This window comes from Mesorhizobium sp. GbtcB19, assembly GCF_019091085.1.
GTDB lineage: Bacteria > Pseudomonadota > Alphaproteobacteria > Rhizobiales > Rhizobiaceae > Mesorhizobium.
This window is the reverse complement of sequence record NZ_JAGXJY010000015.1, coordinates 113,688-135,406: the sequence shown is the minus strand read 5'-3', so window position 1 is coordinate 135,406 and position 21,719 is coordinate 113,688. Positions and strand designations below refer to the sequence as shown.

28 protein-coding genes and 2 tRNA genes are annotated in these 21,719 nt (G+C 63.6%); 10 read left to right on the top strand and 20 right to left on the bottom strand.

The genetic code is table 11. The annotated features are described in order from the left end of the window. Positions 1–20 precede the first annotated feature (20 nt). Positions 21–2,432 (top strand): endopeptidase La, encoded by a 2,412-nt coding sequence (lon, locus tag KVT37_RS23425; protein WP_217577378.1) that lies wholly within the window; start codon positions 21–23, stop codon positions 2,430–2,432. 196 nt (positions 2,433–2,628) lie between these two features. Beyond that, a complete protein-coding gene (gene hupB, locus KVT37_RS23420) occupies positions 2,629–2,901 on the top strand; it encodes a DNA-binding protein HupB (RefSeq protein ID WP_027166452.1) in 273 nt (90 codons plus the stop codon). 72 nt (positions 2,902–2,973) lie between these two features. Here the strand turns inward: hupB and KVT37_RS23415 are convergent, their stop codons facing one another. After that, on the bottom strand, positions 2,974–3,996 hold the full coding sequence (locus KVT37_RS23415) for an aldo/keto reductase (protein ID WP_217577377.1): 1,023 nt from the start codon (positions 3,994–3,996) through the stop codon (positions 2,974–2,976). A 188-nt stretch (positions 3,997–4,184) separates the two neighbouring features. Here KVT37_RS23415 and hxlB point away from each other — a divergent pair, with 188 nt between their 5' ends. Together hxlB and KVT37_RS23405 are read left to right on the top strand one after the other, a co-directional pair. Further along, a complete protein-coding gene (gene hxlB / locus KVT37_RS23410; protein WP_217577376.1) occupies positions 4,185–4,751 on the top strand; it encodes a 6-phospho-3-hexuloisomerase in 567 nt (188 codons plus the stop codon). 3 nt (positions 4,752–4,754) lie between these two features. Next, a complete protein-coding gene (locus tag KVT37_RS23405; protein WP_217577375.1) occupies positions 4,755–5,498 on the top strand; it encodes a creatininase family protein in 744 nt (247 codons plus the stop codon). Positions 5,499–5,658: 160 nt separating this feature from the next. On the opposite strand, the gene KVT37_RS23400 is transcribed toward KVT37_RS23405, so the two are convergent. The 3 genes from KVT37_RS23400 to KVT37_RS23390 all read right to left on the bottom strand — a co-directional run bounded on the left by KVT37_RS23400 (position 5,659) and on the right by KVT37_RS23390 (position 9,459). Then, on the bottom strand, positions 5,659–6,576 hold the full coding sequence (locus KVT37_RS23400; protein ID WP_217577374.1) for a carbohydrate ABC transporter permease: 918 nt from the start codon (positions 6,574–6,576) through the stop codon (positions 5,659–5,661). A 9-nt stretch (positions 6,577–6,585) separates the two neighbouring features. After that, positions 6,586–7,701: a carbohydrate ABC transporter permease gene (locus KVT37_RS23395; protein WP_217577373.1), complete on the bottom strand. Its 1,116-nt coding sequence runs from the start codon at positions 7,699–7,701 to the stop codon at positions 6,586–6,588. Between the two features lie 93 nt (positions 7,702–7,794). Continuing rightward, a complete protein-coding gene (locus KVT37_RS23390; RefSeq protein WP_217577372.1) occupies positions 7,795–9,459 on the bottom strand; it encodes an ABC transporter substrate-binding protein in 1,665 nt (554 codons plus the stop codon). Positions 9,460–9,736: 277 nt separating this feature from the next. On the opposite strand from KVT37_RS23390, the gene KVT37_RS23385 reads away from it, so the two are divergent. The 4 genes from KVT37_RS23385 (at position 9,737) to KVT37_RS23370 (ending at position 12,837) form a co-directional block, all read left to right on the top strand. Continuing rightward, positions 9,737–10,795 (top strand): ABC transporter ATP-binding protein, encoded by a 1,059-nt coding sequence (locus KVT37_RS23385; RefSeq protein ID WP_217577371.1) that lies wholly within the window; start codon positions 9,737–9,739, stop codon positions 10,793–10,795. An 84-nt stretch (positions 10,796–10,879) separates the two neighbouring features. Further along, positions 10,880–11,332: an RbsD/FucU family protein gene (locus KVT37_RS23380; RefSeq protein WP_217577370.1), complete on the top strand. Its 453-nt coding sequence runs from the start codon at positions 10,880–10,882 to the stop codon at positions 11,330–11,332. Between the two features lie 4 nt (positions 11,333–11,336). After that, positions 11,337–12,266 (top strand): ribokinase, encoded by a 930-nt coding sequence (gene rbsK, locus KVT37_RS23375; RefSeq protein WP_217577369.1) that lies wholly within the window; start codon positions 11,337–11,339, stop codon positions 12,264–12,266. A 334-nt stretch (positions 12,267–12,600) separates the two neighbouring features. Further along, on the top strand, positions 12,601–12,837 hold the full coding sequence (locus KVT37_RS23370) for a hypothetical protein (protein WP_254634206.1): 237 nt from the start codon (positions 12,601–12,603) through the stop codon (positions 12,835–12,837). A 351-nt stretch (positions 12,838–13,188) separates the two neighbouring features. Here the strand turns inward: KVT37_RS23370 and KVT37_RS23365 are convergent, their stop codons facing one another. Beyond that, positions 13,189–13,392, bottom strand: a complete 204-nt coding sequence (locus KVT37_RS23365; RefSeq protein ID WP_217577368.1) for a hypothetical protein — start codon at positions 13,390–13,392, stop codon at positions 13,189–13,191. A 44-nt stretch (positions 13,393–13,436) separates the two neighbouring features. Here KVT37_RS23365 and KVT37_RS23360 point away from each other — a divergent pair, with 44 nt between their 5' ends. Next, positions 13,437–13,697, top strand: a complete 261-nt coding sequence (locus KVT37_RS23360; RefSeq protein WP_217577367.1) for a hypothetical protein — start codon at positions 13,437–13,439, stop codon at positions 13,695–13,697. Between the two features lie 317 nt (positions 13,698–14,014). On the opposite strand, the gene KVT37_RS23355 is transcribed toward KVT37_RS23360, so the two are convergent. After that, a tRNA-Asp gene (locus KVT37_RS23355) sits at positions 14,015–14,091 on the bottom strand. A 218-nt stretch (positions 14,092–14,309) separates the two neighbouring features. Between KVT37_RS23355 and KVT37_RS23350 the strand changes: the two genes are divergently transcribed. Then, positions 14,310–14,385 (top strand) — tRNA-Val (locus KVT37_RS23350). Between the two features lie 109 nt (positions 14,386–14,494). Here KVT37_RS23350 and KVT37_RS23345 read toward each other — a convergent pair. The 14 genes from KVT37_RS23345 to KVT37_RS23280 all read right to left on the bottom strand — a co-directional run bounded on the left by KVT37_RS23345 (position 14,495) and on the right by KVT37_RS23280 (position 21,707). Continuing rightward, a complete protein-coding gene (locus tag KVT37_RS23345) occupies positions 14,495–15,556 on the bottom strand; it encodes a site-specific integrase (protein WP_217577366.1) in 1,062 nt (353 codons plus the stop codon). A 184-nt stretch (positions 15,557–15,740) separates the two neighbouring features. Further along, on the bottom strand, positions 15,741–16,076 hold the full coding sequence (locus KVT37_RS23340) for an HNH endonuclease signature motif containing protein (protein WP_217577365.1): 336 nt from the start codon (positions 16,074–16,076) through the stop codon (positions 15,741–15,743). Further along, positions 16,076–16,546 carry a single-stranded DNA-binding protein gene (gene ssb, locus KVT37_RS23335; protein WP_217577364.1) on the bottom strand — a complete coding sequence of 157 codons (471 nt, stop codon included), beginning with the start codon at positions 16,544–16,546 and terminating at the stop codon, positions 16,076–16,078. Before ssb ends, KVT37_RS23340 begins: the two co-directional genes overlap by 1 nt. Continuing rightward, positions 16,546–16,773 carry a hypothetical protein gene (locus tag KVT37_RS23330; protein WP_217577363.1) on the bottom strand — a complete coding sequence of 76 codons (228 nt, stop codon included), beginning with the start codon at positions 16,771–16,773 and terminating at the stop codon, positions 16,546–16,548. Before KVT37_RS23330 ends, ssb begins: the two co-directional genes overlap by 1 nt. After that, complete coding sequence (locus KVT37_RS23325) at positions 16,766–16,975, bottom strand: hypothetical protein (RefSeq protein WP_217577362.1); 210 nt, start codon at positions 16,973–16,975, stop codon at positions 16,766–16,768. The genes KVT37_RS23330 and KVT37_RS23325 overlap by 8 nt, the downstream gene beginning before the upstream one ends. Then, on the bottom strand, positions 16,975–17,229 hold the full coding sequence (locus KVT37_RS23320; protein ID WP_217577361.1) for a DUF2312 domain-containing protein: 255 nt from the start codon (positions 17,227–17,229) through the stop codon (positions 16,975–16,977). The genes KVT37_RS23325 and KVT37_RS23320 overlap by 1 nt, the downstream gene beginning before the upstream one ends. Before the next feature lie 62 nt (positions 17,230–17,291). After that, positions 17,292–18,419: a DNA polymerase III subunit beta gene (locus KVT37_RS23315; protein ID WP_217577360.1), complete on the bottom strand. Its 1,128-nt coding sequence runs from the start codon at positions 18,417–18,419 to the stop codon at positions 17,292–17,294. Further along, positions 18,416–18,856, bottom strand: coding sequence for a hypothetical protein (locus KVT37_RS23310; protein WP_217577359.1), 441 nt, complete (start codon positions 18,854–18,856; stop codon positions 18,416–18,418). Before KVT37_RS23310 ends, KVT37_RS23315 begins: the two co-directional genes overlap by 4 nt. Continuing rightward, positions 18,856–19,485: a hypothetical protein gene (locus KVT37_RS23305; protein WP_217577358.1), complete on the bottom strand. Its 630-nt coding sequence runs from the start codon at positions 19,483–19,485 to the stop codon at positions 18,856–18,858. The genes KVT37_RS23310 and KVT37_RS23305 overlap by 1 nt, the downstream gene beginning before the upstream one ends. Next, a complete protein-coding gene (locus tag KVT37_RS23300) occupies positions 19,482–19,697 on the bottom strand; it encodes a hypothetical protein (RefSeq protein ID WP_217577357.1) in 216 nt (71 codons plus the stop codon). Before KVT37_RS23300 ends, KVT37_RS23305 begins: the two co-directional genes overlap by 4 nt. Then, entirely contained in the window at positions 19,694–20,308 is a 615-nt protein-coding gene (locus KVT37_RS23295) for a hypothetical protein (protein WP_217577356.1), read from the bottom strand. Before KVT37_RS23295 ends, KVT37_RS23300 begins: the two co-directional genes overlap by 4 nt. 1 nt (position 20,309) lies before the next feature. Continuing rightward, complete coding sequence (locus tag KVT37_RS23290) at positions 20,310–20,471, bottom strand: hypothetical protein (RefSeq protein WP_217577355.1); 162 nt, start codon at positions 20,469–20,471, stop codon at positions 20,310–20,312. A gap of 118 nt (positions 20,472–20,589) precedes the next feature. Further along, positions 20,590–20,856 carry a hypothetical protein gene (locus KVT37_RS23285; RefSeq protein ID WP_217577354.1) on the bottom strand — a complete coding sequence of 89 codons (267 nt, stop codon included), beginning with the start codon at positions 20,854–20,856 and terminating at the stop codon, positions 20,590–20,592. A 476-nt stretch (positions 20,857–21,332) separates the two neighbouring features. Then, positions 21,333–21,707 (bottom strand): helix-turn-helix transcriptional regulator, encoded by a 375-nt coding sequence (locus tag KVT37_RS23280; protein ID WP_217577353.1) that lies wholly within the window; start codon positions 21,705–21,707, stop codon positions 21,333–21,335. Positions 21,708–21,719: the final 12 nt, after the last annotated feature.

Below are 21,719 nucleotides of genomic sequence, written 5' to 3'. Positions count from 1 at the left end.
GCGACATGAAAGGTTGGACAATGGCCAAGATATCCAAGGCTTCCGGCGACGGCGTTTTCGCAGTCCTCCCACTGCGCGATATCGTCGTGTTCCCGCATATGATCGTTCCGCTCTTCGTGGGCCGTGAAAAGTCGATCAAGGCGCTGGAAGAGGTGATGGGTCAGGAAAAGCAGATCCTGCTCGCCACTCAGATGAATGCAGCCGACGACGATCCTGAGCCGGATGCGATTTTCGACATCGGCACGCTCGCCAATGTGCTGCAGCTTTTGAAGCTTCCCGACGGCACCGTGAAGGTGCTGGTCGAGGGCGCCTCGCGCGCCAAGATCGTTTCGTTCACCGACCGCGCCGATTTCCATGAGGCACGCGCCACCGCGCTCGCCGAGCCGGAAGAGGAAGAGGTCGAGATCGAGGCGCTTGCCCGCTCGGTCGTCACCGACTTCGAGAATTACGTCAAGCTGAACAAGAAGATCTCGCCCGAAGTGGTGGGTGCCGCCAGCCAGATCGACGACTATTCCAAGCTCGCCGATACGGTTGCCTCGCATCTCGCCATCAAGATCCCCGAGAAGCAGGAGATGCTCGCCACGCTTTCCGTCAAGGAGCGTCTGGAGAAGGCGATGGGCTTCATGGAAGCCGAAATCTCGGTGCTGCAGGTGGAAAAGCGCATCCGCTCGCGCGTCAAGCGCCAGATGGAGAAGACGCAGCGCGAGTACTACCTCAACGAGCAGATGAAGGCGATCCAGAAGGAACTCGGCGAGGGCGAGGACGGCCGCGACGAGGCCGCCGAGATCGAGGCGCGCATCAAGAAGACCAAGCTTTCCAAGGAGGCCCGCGAGAAGGCGGAAGCCGAACTGAAGAAGCTGCGTTCGATGTCGCCGATGTCGGCTGAATCGACGGTGGTGCGCAATTATCTCGATTGGCTGCTGTCGATCCCGTGGGGCAAGAACTCCAAGGTCAAGCAAGACCTGGCGTTCGCCCAGAACGTGCTCGACACCGACCATTTCGGCCTCGACAAGGTCAAGGAGCGCATCGTCGAGTATCTCGCCGTGCAGAGCCGCCAGAAGAAGCTGAAGGGGCCGATCCTGTGCCTCGTCGGACCGCCCGGCGTCGGCAAGACCTCGCTCGGCAAGTCGATCGCCAAGGCGACCGGCCGCGAGTTCATCCGCATGGCGCTCGGCGGCGTGCGTGACGAGGCCGAGATCCGCGGTCACCGGCGCACCTATATCGGCTCGATGCCCGGCAAGGTCATCCAGTCGATGAAGAAGGCCAAGAAGTCCAACCCGCTCTTCCTGCTCGACGAGATCGACAAGATGGGCCAGGACTTCCGCGGCGATCCGTCATCGGCCCTGCTCGAGGTGCTCGATCCCGAGCAGAACTCGACGTTCATGGACCATTACCTCGAGGTCGAATACGACCTGTCGAGCGTGATGTTCGTGACGACGGCGAACACGCTGAACATCCCTGCGCCCTTGATGGACCGCATGGAGATCATCCGTATCGCCGGCTACACCGAAGACGAGAAGATCGAGATCGCCAAGCGTCACCTGATGCCCAAGGTGATCCGCGACCACGCGCTGCAGCCGAACGAATTCTCGGTCGGCGAGGACGCGATCCGCGGCATCATCCAGACCTACACGCGGGAAGCCGGCGTGCGCAGCCTTGAGCGCGAGCTGATGAAGCTCGGCCGCAAGGCGGTGACCGAGATCCTGCGGACGAAGAAGAAGACGGTGAAGATCACGGCGGACAACCTCGCCGATTATCTCGGTGTGCCGCGCTTCCGCTTCGGCCAGGTCGAGGCCGACGATCAGGTCGGCGTGGTCACGGGTCTTGCCTGGACGGAAGTCGGCGGCGAACTGCTGACGGTCGAAGGCGTCATGATGCCCGGCAAGGGCCGCATGACGGTGACCGGCAACCTGCGCGACGTGATGAAGGAATCGATCTCGGCGGCGGCGTCCTATGTCCGCTCCCGGGCGCTCGATTTCGGCATCGAGCCGCCGCTGTTCGACAAGCGCGACATCCATGTCCACTTGCCGGAAGGCGCGACCCCGAAGGACGGCCCGTCGGCCGGTGCAGCCATGGCCACCGCCATCGTGTCGGTGCTGACGGGTATCCCCGTCCGGGCCGATGTGGCGATGACCGGCGAGATCACGCTGCGTGGCCGTATCCTGCCGATCGGCGGCCTGAAGGAGAAGCTGCTCGCGGCTCTGCGCGGCGGCATCAAGAAGGTCCTGATCCCGGAAGAGAACGTCAAGGATCTGGCGGAGATTCCGGACAATGTGAAGAACGGCATGGAGATCGTGCCGGTCTCGCGGGTCGGCGAGGTGCTCGCGCACGCGCTCACCCGGATGCCGGAGCCGATCGAGTGGGTCGAGCCGGTCAATGCGCCGGCTCCGGTCGACAGCGGCGACGATGCCGGAAAGTCGCTCGCGCACTGACAAAAGTTGACGGTGCAGTGCACAATGAGAGAGCCGGGCTTCGAGCCCGGCTTTTTCATGTGAAAAAGCCACGAAAAAATGCAAGAAAGCCCGGAATTCCGCGGTTTTTGGCTTGGGTTCCGGAACGCTTCTTTCTAAAGTCCGTTTCCTGCCGGATGAGTCGTAAGTTCCGGTTTTCTCATGGAAGGGAATTTTTATGAACAAGAACGAACTGGTGTCCGCCGTCGCCGACTCCGCAAGCATTTCGAAGGCTGATGCGCAGTCGGCCGTCGATGCGGTGTTCTCCGTGATCACTGGCGAACTGAAGAAGGGCGGCGATGTCCGGCTTGTCGGCTTCGGAAATTTCACCGTGTCAAAACGCGCTGCTTCGACCGGCCGCAACCCGCAGACCGGCGCGGAAGTGAAGATTCCGGCACGCACCGTGCCGAAGTTCTCGGCCGGCAAGGGCCTCAAGGACGCGGTCAACTAAGACCTTTTTCTTTAAGAGCAGAAAAGCCGGGCTAGCCCGGCTTTTCTTTTTTTGCAGCTGATGAAGGGCGGCTCAGGCCGTCGGCGCGTCGGCGCGCATCAGGCCTTCCTGTTTCAAATCCGCCCACAGCGCCGCCGGTATTTTGGTGTCGAGCAGCGCGCGGTTGCTTTCGACCTCGGCCGGCCGCTGGCCACCGGGGATCACCGACATCACCGAAGGATGCTGCAGCGGGAACTGCAGCGCCGCCTCGATCAGGCGCACGTTGTGGCGCTTGCAGACGGCCTCGATGCGCGCCACGCGATCGAGGATCTCCTTCGGCGCCTCGCTGTAATTGTAGAAGGCGCCGGGCTTCGGCCCGGTCGCAAGCACGCCGGAATTATACGGGCCGCCCAGCACGATGCCGATGCCGCGCTTCTGGCAAAGCGGCAGGAACGACTGCAGCGCCTCCTGCTCGAGCAGCGTGTAACGGCCGGCGAGCAGGAAGAGGTCGAAGTCGCCGCGCTCGGCCAGCGTCTGGGCGACCTGCCATTCGTTGATGCCGCCGCCGAAGGCCTTGATCACGCCCTGGTCGCGCAGCGAAAGCAGCCCGTAATAGCCCGACGACATGAACTCCTCGATGCGCCGGTCCGAAGCTTCCTTGCTGCCATGGGTGAAGATGTCGACGTCGTGGACGAAGAGAATGTCGATGCGGTCGACGCCGAGGCGCTCCAGCGAGGCCTCGAAGGAGCGCATGACGCCGTCGTAGCTGTAGTCGTAGACTTCGCGGCGCGACGGCGTCTCGAAGAACTTGCCGATGCCGGTGCGCTGGTCCGGCGGGGCGACGCGCATGATGCGGCCGACTTTGCTCGACAGCACATAGTCATCGCGCTTCCTGCCGCGCAGGAAGGGGTTCAGGCGGGTTTCCGACAGGCCGAGGCCGTAAAGCGGGGCCGTATCGAAGTAGCGGCATCCGGTCGCCCATGCAGCCTCCAGGGTGGCATTGGCGTCCTCGTCAGAGACGGCGCGGTAGAGGTTGCCGAGCGGCGCGGTGCCGAAGCCGAGCTCGGTGAAGGTGATGCCGCCATTGCCGATGCGGTCGAAATGCCGTGTCTTCATGTCTGACGATGTCCCGGAGTGATTTGTCTGACATGACACTATCACGCTGGTGGCCCAGCAAAAGTGCCGAGGCTCGTTGGACAGCGATTTTCGCGGTGATAGCATGAACAAAAACAAGCCTTTCGCGGTGGCTAACCGCAAATCCGTCGAGCTTAAGCGCGACACCTCCGCAGACAGGGTGAGCCGTCATGACCAAAGCCGGATCCGGAATGTTCGCGACCGCGCTGGACGAGCTTGGCGCGGTGCTGGCGCGCACCGATGAAGGCCGGATCGACGCCGCCTGCGAAATGCTCGCCGGCGCCGGCAGGATCGCCGTTTATGGCTGCGGCCGCGAGGCGCTGCAGGTGAAGGGCTTCGCCATGCGGCTCTACCATCTCGGCCTGCCGGTGTCCGTCGTCGGCGATATGACCACGCCGCCACTCGGACAGGGCGATGTCTTGCTGGCGAGTTCAGGGCCCGGCGAGACCACCACGGTGCTGACCTTGATGCGGGTCGCCCGCGCGGCCGGCGCGAAGGTGCTGCTGTTGACGGCGGAACCGGCAGGCAGCGCCGCGAAGCTCGCCGATTTCACCCTGCTCATCCCGGCGCAGACGATGGCCAGCGACCAGGGCGCGGCGAGAACGTCGATGCTGCCGATGGGCTCGCTGTTCGAAGGCGCGCTGTTCCTTTTGTTCGAAATCATGGTGCTGAAGCTCAAAGCGCTGACCAACGCCTCGGCGGAAGCGATGCGCGCCAGACACACCAATATGGAGTAGGGGATGCGCTACGAGCTGATGCTGCCGCACCAGATCCGCACGGCGATCGAGGAGAACTGGCCGGTCGTGCTGCCGCTCGGCGTGCTCGAGTACCATGGCGAGCATATGGCGGTCGGCATGGACACGCTGGCCGTGATCAAGACGGTGGAACTGATCGAAAAGGAAAGGGATATCGTCATCCTGCCACCCTTCTATTACGGCGCGGCAAGCTATGCGGTGGCGGCGCCGGAAGGCAGCGGCTCGGTGCAGGTCGGTGGCCCGGTGCTTTCGCCTTTCGCTGAGGAACTGTTCTACGGGCTGCTGCGCATCGGTTTCCGCAACATCCACGCCATCATCCACCACCAGACCGAGAATTTCGCCGCCGGCATGCCGACCGATCTCGCCTTCAAGACCGCCGGAAGGCAGGCGATCTTCCGTTTCCTCGAAAAGGAGCGCGGCGAGGGCTGGTGGGGATCGAACACGATGGCCGACTACTATGCCGGCCACGCCCAGGGCGAAAACGTCTTCAACTGGGTGCAGGTGCATCCGCTGATGCCGGCGACGATGAACGGTAAATACCCGTTCGACCATGCCGGCATCGGCGAAACCTCGCTGATGCTGGCGTTGTGCCCTGAGGCGGTGGACGAGAAGCATTTCGCCGACAACACCGGCTGGTACACGAAAGGCGCCGCGGAAGCCTCCGCGGGCCTCGGCAAGATCGGCGTCGCCATGATCCTCGACCATTTGCGGTCGATCCTGCAGGCCTAGCTCCCCCTTCTCCCCTTGTGGGAGAAGGTGTCGCCGAAGGCGACGGATGAGGGGTGCTCCAGGGAATGCCTACGTCTCACTCCGCTGGAACACCCCTCATCCGTCTCGGCGCTAACGCGCCGATCCACCTTCTCCCACAAGGAGAGAAGGAGAGGTCCAGCTACTTCACCGAGCCGGCCGTCATGCCCATGATCAGATAGCGTTCGAGCGCGATACCGATGATCGCCAGCGGCGCGATCGCCGCCGTGGCAAGGGCTGCCATCGACCACCAGTTGATGCCTTGCGAGCCGGTCTGGCTGGCCACCATGACGGGAATTGTCTTGGCGTCCGTCGAGGTCAGAAGGGCGGCGAAGAAATACTCGTTCCAGCACAGCACCATCGCCAGGATGAAAGCGGCGACCATGCCTGGCAGCGCGATCGGCATGACGATGCGGAAGAAGGCGCCCCAGATCGACAGCCCGTCGACCAAGGCCGCTTCCTCCAATTCGACGGGAATGGAGTTGAACTGGTCGCGCATGATCCAGATGACGATCGGCAGCACCATCAGCGTGTAGAGAAGCACCAGGCCGATGCGCGTGTCGAGGAGCGCCACTTCCCGGTAGAGCACCAGGAAGGGGAGTGCCAGCACGACCGGCGGCAGGATCAGCTGCGACAGGAAGAAGAAGGAGATGTCCTCGTTCTTGAACCAGGCGAATTTGTAGCGATAGCGGACGAGGCCGTAGGCGGCGAGGCTGCCGATGATGATGGCGAGGCCCGATGCGCCGACGGAGGTGATGACAGAATTCATGAAGCGCTTGAAGAATTCGTCGCGCACGGTCGATGTCTGGAAGATCGAATCCGGAGACAGGCCGAGCGAGCGCCAGCCTTTCCAGTCCGGCGTAAAGTCGACGAAGGGAATGAGATGCCCTTGGGTGACGTCGACCGCCGATTTGAACGAGGTGGTGATCGTCCAGTAGATCGGGAACAGGCAGACGAAAGCCCAGAACGCCAGCGCCCCATAGATGAAGACGCGGCTGGCGATGAAGGCCGCTGGCGAGCGGATTTCGGAAACGGTGTAGTCGGTGGTCTGGACGCTCATGATGGCCGCTCAGTTGACGTTGCGTACGAAGCGACTGGCGAATTTCAACAGCCAGGTCACGAACACGACGATGATGACGAGATAGGCCATGGCGAGCATCGTGCCGTAGCCGACATTCGAGCGGTCGCGATATTCGCGGTAGATGAAGCTCGACACGGAATCGGTGGCGCCGCCGGGGCCGCCGGAGGTCAAGGTGATGATGATGTCGGCAAGCTTCAGCTTGAAGATGATGCGCAGGATCACCGCCGTCACCGACACCGGCAGCATCAGCGGAAAGGTGACCTGCCAGAATGTCTGCCACGCGGTCGCGCCGTCGACGCGGGCGGCTTCAAGCACCTCGCGCGACATCGCCTGCAGGCCGGCAAGCAGCATGATCATCATGAACGGGATGAAGGTCCAGGCGTCCAGCATCATGATCGAGATGCGGGCGGTGATCGGATCGGAGAAGAAGGCGGGATTGTCCCAGCCGAGATGACGCGCCAGCGTCGCAGCCGGTCCGAACCGGTACTCCATCAGCGATTTGCCGACCATCCAGGACACCGCGACCGGGGATAGCATCAGCGGCAGCAGGAAGACGACGCGGAAGAACTTTCGCGCCTTGATCTGCGCGTTGAGCAGCAGCGCCAGGCCGAAGGCGATGACATATTCGACCAGTACCGCAAGCACATAGAGCACCATGTTGACCAGCGCGTTGCGGTAGTATGGATCGGCCAGCATCTGCCAGAAATTGTCGAGGCCGTTGAACCGGCGTCCGGCGAAGGAACTGAGGTTCCAGTCGGTCAGCGCGATGTAGAAGCCGAACAGCGTCGGGAAGATCACCATGGCGATGGTGAAGAGCAGCGCCGGCAGGAGGAACAGCGCGCGCTGTCCGTCCTCGCCGCGCGTCAGCACCTGCCAGGCGCCAAGCGCTACGCCCCACAGGACATAGGCGTAGACGACCGGCCGCCAGGTGTCGAAGCCGACCGTCGACATCTCGGTCTTGTAGAGGATCTGCACGACGATGATCGCCAGCAGGGCAAGGGTTGCGATGGCCAGCAGGCCCCAGCCGAGGCGCTTGCGGCCGGCCGGGATCAGGTCGGCCGGATTTCCCGGCCATGCGTTCGCGGTGGAAATCTGCTCAGCCACGCTTCTCGCCTCTTTGACTGACGACCGGCTGCAGCCGGTCAAAGATGCGGCCCGGCGACTGGTGCCGCCGGGCCGCGACTTCCCTTCGATAGCTTACATGCCGAGCGAGGCTTTGTAGAGCTTCACCTGCTTGTCGCGACCGATCTGGTCGGTCAGCTTCTCCCAAGCGGCGGCGATGGCGTCGGCGCCTTCCTGCGCCTTCATCTTGCCGGCGAAGGTGTTGGCCAGGATGTCCTCGGCGGCCGAGTAGTACTGGAAGATGCCGGGGATGCGCGGCTCGATCGCCGCGTTCGGATGGTTGTAGCTATCGCCTTCCGACTTGAGGTAGGAGGTGATGAAGGCTTCGTCATAGCCGGCCGCCACCCATTCCGGAATGTTGAAATGGGAGTTGCGGTAAGGCTGGAAGCCCGACGGATACATCGCCGTCCAGATCGACAGGTCCTTGCCGCCGAGATGGGCGGCGGCGGACCATGCGGCCTTCTTCTTCTTCTCGTCCTTGTCGACGCGGGCCATGACATAGACGCCCCAGCCGAGATAGGCGCAGTTCGGCGCGTAGTTTGGGCCGCTGGCGAGCTTTTCCCACTTGCCGGTCTTGGAATTGTAGACGTCGTCGGAGCCCGGCAGGATCGAGAAGCCGGTGACGTCGCCGATGACCGAAGAGTCATTGGTCTTGACGTTCGAGCCGACGTCGCCCCACCAGGGGATCATCGAGCCGGTGCCGGCCAGGAACTGCTGGAAGGCAGTCGTGTTCGGATCGGCGTTGATCTGGTCGGCGGGCTCGGAGGGCAGGGCGTCGATGACGTCCTGGATGGCGCGCACCCAGGCCGGATTGTTGATGCGCGGCTTCATCGTGTCGGCATCGAACAGCCAGGCCTTGTCGTCGGGGTGCTTGGCATAGGCGGTGGCGCGGCTGCCGAGGAAGTAGAAGCCGAAACCGCCCCAGGGCTTGGGCGCGTCCAGATAGCCATAGACGTCCTGGCCCTTGAACTTCTTACCCTTGAGGAATTTTGTGACGGCCTGCACTTCCTGCCAGGTCTTCGGCACACCCCATTCGGTGGTGGCGCCGCTGTCCTTCCACTGCTTGGCGAGGTCGGCGTCGGCGAACACGTCGGTGCGGTAGTTGAAGTTGTGCGTGTCGCCGTCGATCGTGACGCGATACTGCTTGCCGTCCCAGGTGCCGACCGGCGGCTTCAGGTAGTTGACGAGGTCGTCGAAGTCGATCTGCTTCTTGACCCAGTCCGGCATCTCCGAGGTCAGGCCCTTGCCGCAGACGTCACCCTCGAAGGGCGCGCCCATCTCGATGATGTCGAAGTCGACGGTGCCGGTGGCGATCGACTGCTGCAGGCGGGCGTTGTAGTCAGCCTGGGCAAGGTCGATCCAGCTGATCTTGGCGCCCGTATAGGCTTCCCATGGCTTCAGGAAGCCGCGGAACAGCACGTTGTGCAGGTTCTGGTTGTTCAGGCCCATGAAGGTGAGCTCGACACCGGCGAACTCGCCTTCCTTGACATTGGCCTTGGTCGCTTCGAGGCAGAGCTCGCCGACCTTCTGGAAGTCTGCATCGGTCGGCTGGCCTTTGCCGACGCCGGGTATCTGCAAAATCTTCGCGCGCAGGCTGTCATCGGCCGCGGCAGGCCTCGTCAGCGCGCCGAGCCCGGCGCCGGACGCGGCGGCGATCGCGGCCATCGAGGCCGCGCCCTTCAGCACATCGCGGCGGCTGGCGCCGGCGCGCATCAGTTTTTCGTACAGGTCGACTCTCATCTACAGGTTCCTCCCAGAACAACAGCCATTGAATTGAAGTGCCAATCTCGGACGTGGAAAGGTCTACGGTTCTCCTCGATCATACGGGGACGTGGGACCCCACCCTGCGTCGCCGGAGCTCCGATTTCAGGATAACAAGCCTGCGTCGGATTGGCACTGGTCACTATTCGCGTAATCGATTACCTTGTCAACAACAATGACTTTTTATCTATAAGATACCGACTTGCCCTCGCCGTGGGCAATGGCTAGCTTCATCAAAAACGACGAAGGGGAGACGATGGCTCAAGTCGCGATCAGCAGTGTGGCCAAGGCGTTCGGGACCGTCAAGGTCCTGCATGAGGTCAGTGTCGACATTGCCGACGGCCAGTTCGTCGTGTTGGTGGGACCCTCGGGCTGCGGCAAGTCCACGCTCTTGCGGATGGTGGCGGGGCTGGAGACCGTCTCCGGCGGCACGATCTCGATCGGCGACCGCGTCGTCAACAACCTGCCGCCGGCAAAGCGCGACATCGCCATGGTGTTCCAGAATTACGCGCTCTATCCGCACAAGACGGTGGAGCAGAACATGGCTTTCGCGCTGAAGCTGCGCGGCACCGATCCGGCCGTCGTAGCGGAGCGGGTCAAGCGCGCCGCCGACATCCTCGACCTCGCGCCCTATCTCAAGCGCTATCCGCGCCAGCTTTCGGGCGGCCAGCGCCAGCGCGTCGCGATGGGCCGCGCCATCGTGCGCAATCCGCAGGTGTTCCTGTTCGACGAGCCGCTTTCCAACCTCGACGCCAAGCTGCGCGTGCAGATGCGCACCGAGATCAAGGAGCTGCACCAGCGGCTGAAGACCACCACCATCTACGTCACCCACGACCAGATCGAGGCCATGACCATGGCCGACAAGATCGTGGTGATGCGCGACGGCCGCATCGAGCAGGTCGGCGCGCCGCTGGAACTGTTCGACCGGCCGGCGAACCTTTTTGTCGCCGGCTTCATCGGCTCGCCTTCGATGAACCTGCTCAAGGGCACCCTGAGGAAGGGCGAGAAACCGGTCGTCGACATTGCCGGCACGGCGTTTCCGATGCCCGCCAACGGGGCCGGCGAGGACGGACAGGCCGTCGTCTACGGCGTGCGCCCGGAGCACCTGGAAATCCATCCTGACGGCGTCGAGGCCAAGATCTCCGTTGTCGAGCCGACCGGCTCGGAGACCCTGGTATTCGTGCGCTTCGGCGAGGGCGAGATGGTGGCGCTGTTTCGCGAGCGCCACGACTTCAAACCGGGCGATACGCTGAAGCTCAAGCCCCGTCTCGACCAGGTCCACCTCTTCGACGCCGGAACCGGCAAGCGTCTTTAGACCTTCACGCAGTTCCGGACGGAAAACCGCTCACACCTTTCCTGGAATTGCTCCAGACCGCACACAGACTTCCATGAGGGAACCATGCTCAAAGGGATCAATCCGCTGCTCAATGCCGATGTGCTCCAGGCGCTGCGGGCGATGGGCCATGGCGACGACCTGATCATCGCCGACACCAATTTCCCGTCCGATTCGGTGGCGCGGCAGACCGTGCTCGGCAAGGTGCTGCGCATCGATGCGACGGCGGCGGACGTGGTGAAGGCGGTGCTGTCGCTCTATCCGCTCGATACGTTCGTCAACGACGCGGCCGCGCGCATGGAGATCGTCGGCAAGCCGAACGAGATCCCGCCGGTGCAGAAGGAGGTGCAGAAGGAGATCGACGCGGCCGAAGGCAAGCCCTGGCCGATGATCTCGATCGAGCGCTATGCCTTCTACGAGCGCTCGAAGAAGGCCTATTGCGTGATCCAGACCGGCGAACGCCGCTTCTATGGCTGCTTTGCCTTCCGCAAGGGCGTCGTGCCGCCGGATGCGGAGTAAGATCATGGCAGCCGGCAAGCCTGTTGTGATCCTGGGCGTGTTCGTCGCCGACACCGCCTATCGCGCCGACCGCCAGCCGCGCATAGGCGAGACGATCCTCGGCAATTCCTTCAAGCTCGGCCCCGGCGGGAAGGGCTCGAACCAGGCGGTGGCGGCCGGCAAGCTCGGCGCCGACATCACCTTCCTGACGCGTCTCGGCGTCGATGCCTTCGCCGACATGGCCAAGCAGACCTGGAACGATGCCGGCGTGAAGAGCGCCGTCATCGATACGCCCGACAGCTATACGGGTGCGGCCTATATCTTCGTCGAGGAAGGGACAGGCAACAACGCCATCATCGTCAGCCCGGGTGCGGCGATGCTGATCTCGCCCCAGGACATCGAGGCGCATGCCGGCCTGATCCGGTCCGCCGGCGTGTTCGTCACGCAGCTCGAGCAGCCGATCGACGCGGCGCTGAAGGCGCTCGAGATCGCGCGCGGGGCAGGGGTGACGACCATCCTCAACCCGGCGCCTGCCGCCAGCCTTCCGGACCGCATCTACACGCTCTGCGACTATGTCACGCCCAACGAGACCGAAGCCGAAGGGCTGACCGGCATCAAGGTGTCGTCGATCGACGACGCCCGCCGCGCCGCCGATGCGCTGCTGGCCAAGGGGGTCGGAGCCGTCATCGTGACGCTCGGCGAGAAGGGCGCGTTGCTTCACACGAAGAACCGTTCCGAGCATGTCGGCGCGGTCAATGCCGGCCCGGTGGTCGAGACCACGGGGGCGGGCGATGCGTTCAACGGCGGCCTGGCTGCAGCACTTGCCAAGGGTGTCGAGCCGCTTCAGGCCGTGCGTTTCGCCTGCGCGGTCGCGGGCATCTCGGTGACCCGCCCAGGCACGGCGCCGTCAATGCCGTCCCTCAATGAGGTCGAGGCGCTGCTGGCGCGGGCTTGAAGTCGCCAGCCTCGCGCACAGCCTCACCGGCGCACCGAGCATCGCTCCCGACGGGGGCCTGCCGCAACCCTCATGATTCGGCCTCTTGCGACCATGGTGGCATATTAGCCACGGTTAATGTTATTCGGCGCCGACGTCTTGCCTCGGCCGCATAGGTGTCCCGTAATGGGTCACTGTGTCTGGCACTGCAATTGCACTGTCAGCGATGCCGGGGTGGGACTGTGCCCCGGTAGCCGGGGGGCAAATTTGGGGGGCCTCGCCGCTCCGCGAATGGGGCGGCGGGCTCTTTAGCGGCGAGTTGAGGGCCGCCTGAAACGCGAAGCCTTGGGTGCCAATGCCGATGTATTTTCCTCAATTTCTAGTGGGCATGTTCGCCACGTCGTTCATCACGGCGATCTGTGCAGAGCTGGAGACAGGCTCGATCTGGAAGGCGGTCGGCTGGGCCATCGTCGCGATGATCATTCTTCAGGTCGGATATGTCGGACTGGCGGTCCGGCTGATCTACAGACGGGGGTCGGAAGGCACTGAGGCAGACTTGGTATCGGCAAGTTCCTCGCCACCAGTCCATTGAGCGCGTCCGCGCTAGCCCGTTCGAGCACAGTCGGGTACGCGTGCCTGCACCAGCAAGCCGCATATCGTCGTCCCACACCGCTGCGCAGTTTTTGGGTGACATGCTTACCCGCAATCCCGCGCGCCCATGACTGGTCGAATTCAGCCATCAACCCGCCCTTCGGAACGCAACGAGTGCGCGGGCGTTCACTGTCTTGACCGACACAAGGCAGTCTTCCGGAACGGTGGGATGAAAAAGCCCTATCAAAAGCCAACGCTTGTAAGGCGCGAGAAGCTCACCGCGCGAACGGCCCAGATTGTCGCCTCCGGTGTCGTCCTGGGCGAGTGATTCCAGATCGGGCGCGGCACAGCGCTACAGAATCCTGCTGGTCAGCTCCAGCATCGTCGTCGCGCCTTGCTCGCTGCCGGGCATGTGCACGACGCGCAGGACGCGAAGGTCCTTGCTCGATCCTTCGACCGGCATCGACACGCTCTCACCGACCCGTGGCAACTCCTGGAAGGCGAGCTCGTCGACATCCCTGGCGTCATCGATCGAAATGCGGCATCTCACAGCCATCTTGATCTCCCGTCATTTTCGCCCGTGGGCTGAACGAGACAAGATTGGAATGGTTCCCGGACAAAGGCCCTCAGTTGGCAAACCTGCTGCGATACTCGCGCGGCGGCATGTCGCTGGAACAGTCGATTCTTGGAAGAGGAAACGGCGGGCAGGTCCCGTCGTTTTTCGTTGCGGCTGAAGTGCGGAAGTCGCGCGGCATCTGGCATGCGGTGCTCAAGGCTACACCGCCGGAATGCGCGTCAAATCATCCGGTGACGTCTGCCTGTAAGTGGCCCGACAGCCGCCGTTTGGGTGTGCGGCTGTGACTGTCGGGCCTAGCCAGCCGTTGTGAGCCAGCCAGCTAAATCAGCACTTATATCAGCGATTGCTAAAATTCCATCGTGCAAACGGCTGAAAAACCTCTTTTGGTTACCAAAATAGTCAGGGCAATAGCCATCACGGCGCCGATTGCAGCGATGTAGACCGGACAATCATCCTTGAGGCGATGGATGACGGAAGAGCATGATGCCGGCCGGCAATCGAATCTCCGATGCTGTCACGGTGGCGTTCTGCGCAACAACCGGAACCCGCGTCGAAGCGCGCTTGCGTAAGTCGAATTTTCCAATTGATCCCCTGAGGGAAATGGCGCGAGTGACGGGGCTCGAACCCGCGACCTCCGGCGTGACAGGCCGGCACTCTAACCGACTGAGCTACACCCGCGCACTGACGAGCACGTGTCAGCCGTGTTCGTCGTTGGGGCGCTGGATAAGGGGTTCGTTTGCGGGTGTCAAGCGCGGCATTGAAGCATAACAGCAATCAGGAGAAGGTTTTTTGACAGCGGCGCCCGGGCTGGGGAAAACCGCACCGCGACGGGCACGCTGTCCGTTCATTTGGCCTTGCGGATGCGGCTCTAACTGCTTAAAGGTCCGCGCTCAAGCGGGCGATTAGCTCAGTTGGTAGAGCGCTTCGTTTACACCGAAGATGTCGGCGGTTCGAGCCCGTCATCGCCCACCAGTTTTTCTCAATGATTTCAATGCGGTGCGCGTCAGGCTTCGGCCGGGCGGCGGCGCTTGCGCCCAGATATGCGCCCAGAAACGCGGTTTTTCGGGCAGTTTTCGGGCGCTCAGTAGGCATCGGCGGCGGCCTGCTGGAAGTCTGGATGATGGTGACCGTAGGTCGATTCCATCTGCTTGACGGTCATGCCGAGCGAGCCGGCGGCATCCCAGATCGGCACCCTTCGCTGCATCAGCCAGGTCGCCCTGGTATGGCGCAGGATGTGCGGCGTGACCTCGTCGCCGAGGCCTGCCTCGATGCGGGCGGCCTCGAAGCTCTTGCGCATCAGGCCGATCGGCTCGCCGCCCTTGGCATGGATGACCGTGCCCTTGCCGCCGTCCTTCAGGCGCCAGCGCTTCAGGTGCGCCATCAGGCGGCGCGGCAGGCGCATCGGCGGCCGGCGTTTGGTCGTCTCGCGCACGCGCTCGCCGCGGCGGTAAAGCACGCCGGCATCGAGGTCCGGCCAGCCGCCCGACGGGCCGCGGTTCCAGTTGAGTTCCAGGATGGCCGAGTGCCTGGTGCCGGTGTAGAGGCCGATCAGGATGAAGCGCGGCAGGCATTCATAGGTCTTCGGCCTTGCGCGCCGCAAGCGGAGCGCTCCGCGCAGGAGCTCGGCCGCTTCCTCGCGCGTCAGCCAGCGCTCCCGCGCCACCGGCTTGTCGGGCAGGTCGAAATGCGGCCGGAAGTTCAGCCGCCTCTCCTTCGAGAAAAGGTTGACGGCAGCGCGGAGATCCTCCAGCTCGCGCCGTGCGGCCGCCCGGCGCTTGCGGCTGGCGGCGTACTCGCGGCAGGTGTCGCCGGAGATCTCGGAGAGCGGCTTGTCGCCCCAGAATTCGGTGAGGAAGGCGACGCGGCCGTCGATCGCCGTGGTATCCTCGCCGCGCGACTGCTTGGCGGTGACGTAGTGGTCTAGCGCCGCGGCGACCGAGATGTGATCGGGACCACGTTCGACGGCGACTGGCTTTTGCCTCTTTTGGCCGATGTATTCCGCGAGCTTTTCCGCCGCGCTTTCAGTTTCGCCAACAAGGCATCCCGTTCGCTTGTAAACGGACCCGTCGCGGATGACGAGCCGCCTGACGCCGTCGCGATCGAGGCGGGTGACGAGGCGGGGCGGGCTTTGGCGACGCGGCATCTTTCGCGCATTTCCCTGATGGCTGACGGGGTGACGAAATCCTTGTTGGCGATCTGCTCGATTGTCAAATTCCCCTTGCGGGCCTCGGCGCGCAAGGCTTTCGGGGTCAACCGTCCACCGAAAAAGCGGTCGCACGCCTCCTGCAGCCGAATCGGCGTGTCGTCGTCGATGTCGGCCGCGGCGCTCATTCGGACCGCCTGCGCGCCTGGTCGCGGCGCTTCTGGTTCTCTCTATGGGTGACGAGCTCGAGGTGCTCGTGGTTGACGCAGCGGCGATGGCGGCAGCGGTGGTCCAGCTGTTTCTTGCCGGGGATGAAGCCGTGCTCGTTGGTCCATGCGACGAGATGGACGGCGACGGTCTGGCCGTCGAGCGCCATGCGCGGATAGCCGCCGCCGCGACCTTGGCCCGAATCGGGACCCGTCCAGATATGGCACGGCGTCTCGAAGCCGAGATCGACGATCTGGACGCGGGCCGCGATCTTGGCGCGGATCAGGTCGCGGCGGGACAGCGGCGCGTTCATCAGAACGGGATCTCGTCGTCGAGCTCGCGTGAGCCGCCACCGCGCTGATTCTGCGTTTCGCGCGAGCGCTGGCTGCCGTAGTCTTCGGCGCCCTCGGCGCCTGGCGGGCGGTTGGAGGGCAGCTTGTCAAGCATCTGCAGCTCGCCGCGGAAGCGGTTCAGCACGGTCTCGGTCGTATAGCGATCGATGCCATCCTGGCCGGTCCATTTGCGGGTCTGCTGCTGGCCCTCGACATAGACCTTCATGCCCTTCTTCAGGTATTTCTCGGCGACTTCGGCCAGCTGCTCGTTGGAGATGACGACGCTATGCCATTCGGTGCGCTCCTTGCGCTCGCCGCTTGCCTTGTCCTTCCAGGTTTCGCTGGTGGCCATGCGGAAGGAGACGATAGGGTCGCCGGCATTCGAGCGCCGCACCTCTGGATCGGCGCCGAGGTTGCCGACGAGAATTACCTTGTTGACAGAACCAGCCATCAGGCGACGCTCCTGCCAGCGGTTGCCCGCCAGTCGCTGGCGCCCGGCATCGATTTGCGAACTTCGGCGAGCACCGCATCGAAAGCCTTCTGAGCAGCGTTTAGACCGTTGAGCGCGTCCGTTTCAGCGGACCTGGCCCAGCTCGCCTTCCTCTCGGCTTCCTCATAAGCGGTCTTTGCGGCGAGAAGATCTTTCTCGGCTTCGGCCAAGGACTTCACGTTAGCCATTGGGGATTTCCTTTTCCAGTTCGGATTGACGGGCGGCAATGGCCCGTCGGACGGCATCAGCTTTGGTGATGGTGTCGCGGCTGATCAGCCCGCCATTGCCGCCGTGCCATTTGCCGCCGATCATCCGGCCGCTGTCGTCGAACGATACGGATTCGGCGAGAGCCTTGGCGGCCGAGATCAGGCGGGCGACAGCCTCGTCCATCACGCCATCCCCAGCGCGGCCATGTAGAGTTCCAGGATCGATTGCTCCTCCTGGCGCTTCATCGGTTCCTTGCGGCGCATGGCGACGATGGTGCGTATTGCCTTGGTGTCGAAGCCGGTGCCCTTGGCCTCGGCATAGACGTCGGCGATGTCGTCGCTGATCGTCTTCTTCTCTTCCTCCAGCCGTTCGATGCGCTCGACGATCGAGCGCAGCTGGCCGGCGGCGACGGTCTGGGAGGTTTCCGTGTCTGACATGTCTTCTTCTGGTCCTCTAGTGGCGCATGGTCCTTTCCGAGCCTGTGGCTCGGGGCCATGCGCTAGAAATGCATCTGCATGAGCATGAAGGCCGAGCGGCCGTTGTCGGGCAGCATGCGCACCGACACCGGGTTGCCCTCGACCGGGGCGAAGGTGACCTTGTTGCCGCCAGCGGCGGCCAGCGCATCGCGCAGATAGCGCTGGTTGATGACGATCGGCTGGCCGTCGCCCTCCACTTCGCAGTCGACGAAATCCTCGGCGTCGCTGTCGTTGCCCTTGATCTCCAGCTTCAGCCCGTCCTTGCCGGGCGTCATGCGGATCGGCCGGCTGGCCTCGGCGCGGCCCTTGCCGTCCTTGCGCGGCAGCACCAGGAGCCGGGCGATCGCCGCGTCGAGCGCCTTGGCGCCGACGGTGAGCCTGAACGGCCCGGCCGGCAGCATCAGGCGGACATAGTCGGGATATTGCTCGGCGATCAGTTTCGAGGTGACGCGGATCTTCTCCGCCTCGACCGTGATCGTGCCATGCGTGCCCGAGATGGCGATCTCGCTTTCGTCGCCGTCGAAGATGCGGATCAGCTCCTTGACTGTGCGGTCGGGGATGGTGACGCCCTGCCAGGGACCGTCGCCGAAGCCGCCGGTCAGCTCCGGCGCGTCGACGCCCTGCACATGGACGCGGTGACCGTCGGTGCCGGTGGCGCGCAGCTCTGCGTCGAGCAGGTGCAGCAGCACGCCCTGGATGAAGGGACGCTTCTCGTCCATCGCCTTCTCGGTGGCGGTGAGCAGCTCGACCAGCTCGTTGGCGCGGATGGTCAGCGACCAGTCCGGCTTGCCGGCGCCGATCAGGAAAAAGTCGGAGCCGGGCAGGATCGGCATGTCGAGCTTGCCCTTGCCGCAGCGCGCGATCACCCGGCGCTCGTCGATTTCGAGCGTGCCGGTATCGTCGGCGCCGCCGTCGCGGGCGATGAAGAATTCAAGCACCGCGCGCGGGATGGCGGCGAGCGCGGCCGGCCCTTCGCAGGCGATTGTCGCGCAGGCCTCGATGTCGAGATCCGACATGATGAGGCTCAAGGACTTCTTGCCGGCCTCGAACCTGGCATGGTCGAGGATCTCGATGTTGCGCGAGGCGCCGGGGATGTTGCGGATCGCCTTGGCCGCGGCGGCAAAGGCGGCGACGGAAAACTTGACTGTCATAGCGCCAGAGATCCTTGGCCATGGATGCCGGCGAGCATGTGCTCAGCCGCAGCCGACAGGAATTGATGTTTCGGGAAGATCTCGCGCAGCAGGTCGATCGCCTCATCGACCTCGCGCCTGACGATCGCCTGCTGCAGGCGGTCGAGGCCGTCGGCCTGGTAGCCAAGCTTGTCGCGAAGCTCGTCGATCTTGGCCTGCGCCTTTTCGAGATCCTCTTCGAGGTCCTCCAGCTTCGCCAAGATCTCCTGTTCTGATGCTGCACGGTCGACGTCGCGAATGACGGTGCCGTCTTGGATGGCCTTGTCGACGATCTCGTCGGCGAGGAAGCCGAAATGCTTGCTGGATCTGACCAGCCGCTCGAACAGCTCGGCGTCGAGCTTGGCGATGTCGCGGCTCAAGGCCGTCATCATAGCGTTGGCTTCGTTTCGTGACAGCATCACACCCTCCTCGCATTCGGGCAGAGCTGGGCGAGGCGCTCGCGATAGGCGTCGGCGGCCTTGGCGACCGGCCAAGCGGTGAGCCCGCCGCGCATGCGGATCGGACGCGCGGCGTCGATCTGCTTGCCCCAGCTTTTCGGTGGCGGCATCAACAGCTGGCGCTGCTCGGTCGCCAGCATGCGCATGTCGAGCTCGGCTATCTGCGCCCGATAGGTCTTGCCGGGCGGCGGCAGGCCGGCGGCGCGCCAGATGGCGGCGTCGAGCCGGGCCTTGGCGGTGGCGATCACCGTCTCGACCATGCCGCTCGCCGTGCCGCCATAGAGCTCGTCGGCGATGCGCGCGAACCACTTCGCCACCGGCGTCGTGATGTCGTCGACTATGGTCTCGTGCGCGTCATGCAGCAGGAAATAGGCTGCAAGGTTGGCGTCGCCGGTCTCCTCGATCGCCGCGTCGGCGCCGACCACGCAATGCTGCGCCACCGAATAGGGATTGCCCGGCACATGGCCGCCAAAGCGGCAGATGCGCGCCAGGCCCTCGGCGACGTCGTTGAACAGATCGACGTCGACGGCGGAAAAGCCGGTGAGCGGGAAGGCGCGGCCGGTGATGGTCTGTTTCCAGAGTTCGGTCATACCAGCGCCTCCATGCCCTTGCTTAGTTCATAGTCCGCCGGCACCAGCTGGAAGAACGTCATGCTCGACGAAGCGTTTAGGGCGTCGACCATGATCTTGCCGACGTAGTCGTTGCGCACGTTGTCGGCGACCAGGAAGTCGGCGACGTGGTCTCGACCGAAATTGTCGGTGCCAATGATTTTGAGGCCTGCCCCCTCCGCTACCGTGCTCATGCGTAGTGGCCTCGGGAAATGTCGGCCTTCTGCGCGGCGGCGAGAGCGTAGGTGACGCGGTTGGCTTCGCGCGGCAGCAGCGGCAGCTTGCGCAGGAAGACCTGCAGCAGGTGGAGGCAGCGCTCCGACTGCGAGAACCACGGGTCGAGCTTGAAGGCGGCGCGGGCCTGGCAATAGCGCTGCCATTCGACGGCCGCCGCCTGCTCCGAAACCTCGTCGAGGCCGCCGGTCTTCGGCATGATGTGCGCGGCAGAAGCCAGCGCCTTCTCGATGATTTGCTGCAGGCGGTCGCCGCTCGGCGCGATCTCGCGCACGAAGCTTTCGGCAAGGATCAGCTTGGCCTCGGGCAAGAGCGCGATGATCTCGCCGACGGAAAAGCCGAGGACCGAAAGGTCCTTCTCGTTCGGCCCGACGCCGCAGCCGGCGATCTCGCGGATGGCATCGGCCAGTTCGACCGCGCGGGGATTGCGCGGCGAGCCGTCGTAAAGCTCGGGACTGCCCGCCTCGGGATGCCGGATGCGACGCGCCTGCGAAAAGCGCTGGCCGGGCTTGCCAGCGAGGCTCGCGGGGATCGGCGAGGCGGTTTCGGAGTGGAAATTGCGCTGGTCCATCTCAGGCCTCGTTGTTCAGGCGATTGATGGTGATGCGCATGTCGTCATCCGACATGACGTCGCGCCAGTTTTCGGGCGCGCCGTGATCGACGTCGAAGCCGTAGCTTTCGAGCTCGGAAATAAGTTCCTGTCGCGGGGTGAGCGGTTCGCAGGGCGAGCCCATGGCCAAAGCCTCCATCGGTTAAGATGGTGCGAAGTGTGAGTTATTCACATTTGAGTGTCAAGAGGAAATGTGAATAAGTCACACTTGCAGGCGATCGCATCTCGAATCGCTAATTCAACTAGCGGGATTTCCGGTTGCGTTTCATCAGGATGCCGACGAAGCCCGATGCCAGGTCGAGCAGCTTTGCCTGGTCTTCCTCGCTGAGCTCGACCAGGAACGGACGCATGATCTCGGCCAGGCGCAGCGACGGATCGGGGTCGAAGCTGCGTTCCAGCCGCTCGACGATCTCGCCATTCAGGCTGTTGGCGCCGCGCGCGGCCTGCAGGTCGGCCTTCAGCCTCGCGGGCAGGCGCAGGTGGAAGCTGGGCGGGTCAGACTGTGACATGCCCACTTTATGGCCGAAGGTGGCTTGCGCCGAAATGGTTCCACTATCAGCTTAAATCGGTGCGGTCTGGTACTATGGTCCACAGGAAATCATGACAGTCTGTTACAGTCTGACGTATTCTGTTAATCAAAGGCCAACGGTTGTAGACCGCATGTTAAGCGCGGTGAGGACCAGCTAACGTGTCGTACGTTTCGTACAAAAAACAACAACTGATCATACAAAGCGTATTGACGGCAATGCGGGAAAGTGTTCCCATATTGTTCACGGTAAATCAAATAGCGGGGATTGGGAGCGAGAGTGCCGACAGCGGGATCTGTAAGCAGGCGCCTGGTGGTTTCCGGGCTTTTGGGAGCGGCCATGGCGCCGGCGGCGGCGAGGCCGGGCCGTGATTTGTATGAGGAGATCAGCCGGAATGCCGAGGCGCTTGCAGCATCGATGCAGGCCCTGCATGGCGGTTCATGGATGGTGACTGTCGATCACGAAGTCGGCTTGGTCGCGGTCGCGCCGGATTTCTCCAAAGGCCGAAGGACGAAGTTGATATAGGCGATCACACTGGACTGCACGTCCTGATCGGCTTCCGATACACGCAGGAAGGCAGCGCGCAGCGCGTCGGGGCCGATATCGTCTGGCTCACCTTCGCCCGTGAGCAGCCAGGCCTCCCTGACCTTGTAGGCACGGGCATAGTCCTTGGCCGCGCGCGTGATGCCGACATGGCCGCGCTCGTGCTGCGAATAGGTGTTGTAGTTGAAGCCGAAACGCTCGGCCGCCGCCTTCGCCGTGGCGAAGCCGCGCATCTCGCGCGCCTGCCTTAGCCGGGCCGCCTGCTCATCAATTCGACTGATATCCGTCATGGGCGTGACTTA

Excerpts from the sequence above, each read along its gene's own strand:
- rbsK (WP_217577369.1), top strand. The coding sequence starts at position 11,337 with ATGGCAGCCGGCAAGCCTGTTGTGATCCTGGGCGTGTTCGTCGCCGAC.
- KVT37_RS23400 (WP_217577374.1), bottom strand. The coding sequence starts at position 6,576 with ATGAGCGTCCAGACCACCGACTACACCGTTTCCGAAATCCGCTCGCCA.
- ssb (WP_217577364.1), bottom strand. The coding sequence starts at position 16,546 with ATGGCTGGTTCTGTCAACAAGGTAATTCTCGTCGGCAACCTCGGCGCC.
- KVT37_RS23310 (WP_217577359.1), bottom strand. The coding sequence starts at position 18,856 with ATGCTGTCACGAAACGAAGCCAACGCTATGATGACGGCCTTGAGCCGC.
- KVT37_RS23285 (WP_217577354.1), bottom strand. The coding sequence starts at position 20,856 with ATGTCACAGTCTGACCCGCCCAGCTTCCACCTGCGCCTGCCCGCGAGG.
- KVT37_RS23390 (WP_217577372.1), bottom strand. The coding sequence starts at position 9,459 with ATGAGAGTCGACCTGTACGAAAAACTGATGCGCGCCGGCGCCAGCCGC.
- KVT37_RS23280 (WP_217577353.1), bottom strand. The coding sequence starts at position 21,707 with ATGACGGATATCAGTCGAATTGATGAGCAGGCGGCCCGGCTAAGGCAG.
- KVT37_RS23295 (WP_217577356.1), bottom strand. The coding sequence starts at position 20,308 with ATGGACCAGCGCAATTTCCACTCCGAAACCGCCTCGCCGATCCCCGCG.
- KVT37_RS23300 (WP_217577357.1), bottom strand. The coding sequence starts at position 19,697 with ATGAGCACGGTAGCGGAGGGGGCAGGCCTCAAAATCATTGGCACCGAC.
- KVT37_RS23405 (WP_217577375.1), top strand. The coding sequence starts at position 4,755 with ATGCGCTACGAGCTGATGCTGCCGCACCAGATCCGCACGGCGATCGAG.
- KVT37_RS23330 (WP_217577363.1), bottom strand. The coding sequence starts at position 16,773 with ATGGCTAACGTGAAGTCCTTGGCCGAAGCCGAGAAAGATCTTCTCGCC.
- KVT37_RS23320 (WP_217577361.1), bottom strand. The coding sequence starts at position 17,229 with ATGTCAGACACGGAAACCTCCCAGACCGTCGCCGCCGGCCAGCTGCGC.
- KVT37_RS23380 (WP_217577370.1), top strand. The coding sequence starts at position 10,880 with ATGCTCAAAGGGATCAATCCGCTGCTCAATGCCGATGTGCTCCAGGCG.
- KVT37_RS23415 (WP_217577377.1), bottom strand. The coding sequence starts at position 3,996 with ATGAAGACACGGCATTTCGACCGCATCGGCAATGGCGGCATCACCTTC.
- KVT37_RS23370 (WP_254634206.1), top strand. The coding sequence starts at position 12,601 with ATGCCGATGTATTTTCCTCAATTTCTAGTGGGCATGTTCGCCACGTCG.
- hxlB (WP_217577376.1), top strand. The coding sequence starts at position 4,185 with ATGACCAAAGCCGGATCCGGAATGTTCGCGACCGCGCTGGACGAGCTT.
- KVT37_RS23345 (WP_217577366.1), bottom strand. The coding sequence starts at position 15,556 with ATGCCGCGTCGCCAAAGCCCGCCCCGCCTCGTCACCCGCCTCGATCGC.
- KVT37_RS23305 (WP_217577358.1), bottom strand. The coding sequence starts at position 19,485 with ATGACCGAACTCTGGAAACAGACCATCACCGGCCGCGCCTTCCCGCTC.
- KVT37_RS23315 (WP_217577360.1), bottom strand. The coding sequence starts at position 18,419 with ATGACAGTCAAGTTTTCCGTCGCCGCCTTTGCCGCCGCGGCCAAGGCG.
- KVT37_RS23365 (WP_217577368.1), bottom strand. The coding sequence starts at position 13,392 with ATGGCTGTGAGATGCCGCATTTCGATCGATGACGCCAGGGATGTCGAC.
- KVT37_RS23385 (WP_217577371.1), top strand. The coding sequence starts at position 9,737 with ATGGCTCAAGTCGCGATCAGCAGTGTGGCCAAGGCGTTCGGGACCGTC.
- hupB (WP_027166452.1), top strand. The coding sequence starts at position 2,629 with ATGAACAAGAACGAACTGGTGTCCGCCGTCGCCGACTCCGCAAGCATT.
- KVT37_RS23340 (WP_217577365.1), bottom strand. The coding sequence starts at position 16,076 with ATGAACGCGCCGCTGTCCCGCCGCGACCTGATCCGCGCCAAGATCGCG.
- KVT37_RS23325 (WP_217577362.1), bottom strand. The coding sequence starts at position 16,975 with ATGGACGAGGCTGTCGCCCGCCTGATCTCGGCCGCCAAGGCTCTCGCC.
- KVT37_RS23290 (WP_217577355.1), bottom strand. The coding sequence starts at position 20,471 with ATGGGCTCGCCCTGCGAACCGCTCACCCCGCGACAGGAACTTATTTCC.
- lon (WP_217577378.1), top strand. The coding sequence starts at position 21 with ATGGCCAAGATATCCAAGGCTTCCGGCGACGGCGTTTTCGCAGTCCTC.